General features: G+C 39.2%; 4 protein-coding genes. All 4 read left to right on the forward strand.

Annotated elements, in window-relative coordinates; all coding sequences use genetic code 11:
- A partial coding sequence (locus QZZ43_RS02060) for a hypothetical protein (protein WP_291855742.1) occupies positions 1-1314 on the forward strand: 1314 nt, incomplete at its 5' end.
- A 1-nt stretch (position 1315) separates the two neighbouring features.
- Entirely contained in the window at positions 1316-1459 is a 144-nt protein-coding gene (locus QZZ43_RS02065; RefSeq protein ID WP_291855744.1) for a helix-turn-helix domain-containing protein, read from the forward strand.
- Positions 1460-1476: 17 nt separating this feature from the next.
- The gene (locus QZZ43_RS02070) at positions 1477-2679 is read left to right on the forward strand and encodes a Fic family protein (protein WP_291855747.1); all 1203 of its coding nucleotides are present in this window, start codon (positions 1477-1479) and stop codon (positions 2677-2679) included.
- A gap of 5 nt (positions 2680-2684) precedes the next feature.
- Positions 2685-4840, forward strand: a 2156-nt coding sequence (locus QZZ43_RS02075; protein ID WP_291855750.1) for a type I restriction endonuclease subunit R, incomplete at its 3' end; no start/stop codon positions are given.

Here is a 4840-nt window from a genome sequence, read left to right on the forward strand (position 1 = left end):
CGCTCTTCCGATCTTAAAAACGATAAAGGGAAATTAGTAATTTCCGACAAAACTAAATTAAAGGCTAAACGTTTAGAGAAAAAATTAAACGATGAGATTTTTGATAGAGATAGTGGTGTTTATTTTGGAATAAAGATCGTTTTTGACAAGTTGCAGCCGGAGCCATTAAAGATTCTCCGAGAAGGAGATCTTGAAGTTTTTTCATATAGCGAAGAATATTTAACAGCAAATGGGCATCCATTGTACCTTATCTCTCATTTTTCTAAAGTTTTTTATTATATTGATAATCAACGATGTATTTCGATGGTAAGTAAGAGTTCCGATTTTGGAACTATAGAAAAATTGTTTATGCGGTCAATAAACGAATATCCTGTTGGCCCCGTTTTTCAGCGAAAAGATATTCTATCATTGTATCAGATTATACTGTTTGATAGAGTGTTGGAGAAATCAGGAAAATTTAATGTGGAGCTTATTTTAAAATATTTTTTTGTTGAATTTCTAGAGCAAAAATATAATCTGAAAGGGGTTCGTTTTAATTTACCATCAGTAGGTGCAAGTTATTTTGAGAAAATCAGGATGTTATTGGCTGAGTTTGATGCTCTGCTAAAGCAATATGAAATGATAAAGGAGGATGGAGAAATTGATGCTGAACTTTTCTGTTTAAGTTCAAAACCTTCAGGAATAAGCCAGATACCAAGTTTTGTTTCTAAAAAGTATTGTTATCCAGTCGGTGATAAACTGTCCATGATAAATCACTTTCTTTTTTCTGATCAATCCGGCCTGACGTATGTTGAGCCTTTTAAGCAAAGTAATTACCATTGTCTGTACGATTTAATACAAAAAGAGAATGTTTTATATCGAAATTTCGGAAAACACCAATTGCGAGAATTGAATCTGTTTTTGGATTTGGGATATCTATATGTTGATAATAGTGGATATTTGGGGATTAAAAACGAAAATAAGTTGTTTCTTCTTGGGCAATTATTTAGGGAAGGGGTATTGAGTTATTGGCATTATTCTAAGGATTGTAGGAATATAATAGATGAAATGGTAAAAGAGAAAACTCTTTATTTTGAGAGTACTCTTTTTAATAATCTTGAGTCCAGATATCTTAATTACTTTTTAAATAGAAAGGAATTTACAAATGGATTAGATTTAAGGAACAGTTTTATGCATGGAACAAATCCGGATTCTGAAGATGAATTAATGAAATTATATTATATTCTCTTAAGAATTATGGTTTTAACTGCCCTGAAGATGGATGATGACCAAGTTTTAAAAAATAAATCGAAATCTATTCATAGCACTGTTTGATATGTCCGAAACCAATCGCATTGAATACAAAGCCCAACTCACCAAAGACCTGGATTTGGAGAAAGAGGTGGTAGCGTTCCTGAACTACCGGGAAGGGGGCGTTATATACATTGGCATTGACAAAACGGGCAAAGTACCGAAATAAGCGATGCTGATGGGGATATGCTGAAAATAAAAGACCGCATTAAACACAATATTTCTCCATCTGCCATGGGGCTGTTTGATGTAGTGGTGGAAGAGCGTGATGCCAAAGATATCATTAAAATAATCGTGGCCAGCGGCAGTGAGAAGCCTTATTTTAAAAAGAAATACGGAATGACCGAAAAAGGTTGTTTCATTCGTATTGGTACAGCAGCCGAGCCAATGCCTCAGCAAATGATTGATAAATTGTTTTCCACACGTACCCGCAACTCCATTGGCAAAATAAAAGCCCATCGACAGGATTTGACTTTTGAGCAATTAAGCATTTATTACCAGGCAAAAAAGAAGTCACTCAATAAACAGTTCAAAAAGAATCTTGAACTGATGACGGAAGAGGGGAAGCTCAACTATGCGGCATACTTGATGGCCGACGAAAATAATGTGTCGATAAAAGTGGCTAAATATAAGGGGAAAAGTCGGGTTGACCTTATTGAAAACAACGAGTACGGCTATTGTTCACTAATCAAAGCCACTAAAAGCGTTTTAGACAAGGTTGATTTGGAAAACCGGACTGCTACAAAAATTACCTCAAAGGAACGGAAAGAACAGCGTTTGTGGAGTGACATTGCCTTGCGCGAAGGCATTATCAATGCTTTTGTCCATAACGATTACACCCGGGAGATACCTCCTAAGTTTGAAATATTCTCTGACCGGATTGAAATTACTTCTGCCGGATCGCTTCCGGAAGGATTGAGCAGGGAAGAATTCTTCGAGGGTTTTTCTATTCCGCGCAACAAAGAGTTGATGCGTATATACAAAGACTTGGAATTGGTTGAGCAGCTGGGTTCCGGGATTCCACGAATTTTGGAGCATTACGAAAAAGAGTGTTTTCATTTTTCAGAAAACTTTTTGCGGATGGTATTCCCGTCTGTTGAGGAAGTCACCCCGCAAGTCACCCCGCAAGTCACCGAACAAGTCACCGAACAAGTCACCGAACAAGTCACTGAACAAGTCAGGAAACTGGTGACTGTAATAAATGATGAAACACGCCCGGCTAACCAAATAATGGAAATGCTTTCGATCAAACACAGACCGACCTTCTTTTATAATTACCTACAGCCAGCACTGGAGCATGGAGTTATTGAAATGACCATTCCGGATAAACCCAAAAGCAGTAAGCAGCAATATAGATTAACCCCATTAGGGAAAAGTCTTGTAAAATAAAAGAAATGAAATTTACCGAAGAAAAATTAGAACAAGCCTTTATAGAACTCATTCAAAAGCAGGGTTTTGAATATGTGCCTGGTGGCGATATTCAACGATCCCCGGATGAAGTAATTATAGAGGCTGATTTGCGAAATTTTCTTCTTTCAAAATACAAGGACGAAAAACTAACAAACCAGGAGGTAACCCGCATCATTCAGCAACTCAAAAGCTATGCTGCTTCCGACCTTTACGAGAGCAACAAGGCTATCATGAAACTGGTTTCTGAAGGTTTTATACTTAAACGGGAAGACCGGTCTCAAAAAGACCTGTATGTCCAGCTGATAGATTTTAATGGACTCACAGCTTTACGCGAACCAAAACCTGAAAGTCTTTCCCGGATTTCAGATGCAACACCTGAACCTTACAGTGACCAAAATATTTACAAGTTTGTCAACCAGTTCGAGATTGTTGGTTTTGAAAAACGTATCCCCGATGGGATTCTCTACATTAACGGTTTGCCGCTGGTGGTATTTGAATTTAAAACCGCCATTCGTGAAGAATGCACCATTCATGATGCCTTTGTTCAGTTGACTACCCGTTACAAGCGAGATATTCCGGAGTTGTTTAAATACAATGCTTTTTGTGTTATATCGGATGGTGTAAACAACAAAGCCGGTTCGTTCTTTGCTCCTTATGAGTTCTTCTATGCCTGGCGGTCAGAGCCGGATAGGCAAATGATAGAGCAGGATGGAATCAGTTCCCTTTATACCCTCATTGGAGGAATGCTGAACACAACAACTTTACGGGACATTATCCGGAATTTTATTTTTCTGCCAGATTCTTCAAAAGAAGAAGACAAGATACTTTGTCGCTATCCTCAGTATTACGGAGCAAAGAAGCTGTTTCAAAATATTATAAGTCACCAAAAACCCGAAGGAGATGGGAAGGGAGGTACCTATTTTGGTGCTACCGGATGTGGCAAGAGTTACACCATGCTTTTCCTTACCCGTCTGTTGATGCGAAGTGAGTTATTAAGCAGTCCGACGATTGTGCTAATTACCGACCGTACCGACCTGGATGATCAGCTTTCGGAACAATTCACCAATGGCAAGGAATACATTGGTGATAATAACGTCATTAGTGTGGAAAGCAGGGCCGAGCTAAAAGAGCGGTTGCAAAACATTCAGAGTGGGGGAGTTTTCCTGACAACCATTCATAAATTTACCGACGACACAGACTTACTTACAAATCGCAGTAATGTAATCTGCATCTCCGACGAAGCACACCGAAGTCAGACCAATCTAGACCAAAAAGTGAGAGTAACGGCCAACGGTGTAACCAAGAGCTATGGGTTTGCAAAATATCTTCATGACTCATTGCCCAATGCTACTTTTGTAGGTTTTACGGGAACTCCCATAGATGCTACGCTGGAAGTTTTTGGGGAAGTGGTGGATGCCTATACCATGACGGAATCGGTAAAAGACGAAATTACTGTCCGGATTGTTTATGAAGGACGAGCAGCCAAGGTGCTGCTGAATAATAGTGAACTGCAAAAGATTGAAGATTATTACAATAGATGTGCGGAGGAGGGAACCAATGAGTATCAGATAGAGGAAAGTAAAAAGGCAGTCACCAATATGAATGTGATATTGGGGGATCCCGATCGTCTGAAAGCTTTGGCAGAAGACTTTGTAAACCACTATGAGACCAGAGTGGCTGAAGGAGCAACCATTAAAGGAAAAGCAATGTTTGTCTGCAGCAGCCGTACAATTGCTTATGAGTTCTATAAAAACATCATTAAACTGCGCCCTGAATGGGCTGAAGTGATGGTTGCTGAACCCGGAGTTGAACTTTCGGAACAGGAGCAAAGAGAGATTAAACCCATGGAGCGCATCAAAATGGTGATGACTCGTGGTAAAGACGACCCGGAAGAATTATACAATATACTTGGCACTAAAGAATATCGCAAAGAACTGGACAGGCAGTTTAAGAATGAAAAGTCAAATTTTAAAATTGCCATCGTTGTGGATATGTGGCTGACCGGTTTTGATGTGCCGGTCCTGGATACCATCTATATTGACAAGCCAATTCAACGCCATAACCTGATTCAAACCATATCGAGAGCAAACCGAAAGGTTGAAGGCAAGGAAAAAGGTCTGGTGGTAGATTACATCGGCAT

Source organism: Marinilabilia sp. (assembly GCF_016278715.1).
Taxonomy (GTDB): Bacteria; Bacteroidota; Bacteroidia; order Bacteroidales; family Marinilabiliaceae; genus Marinilabilia.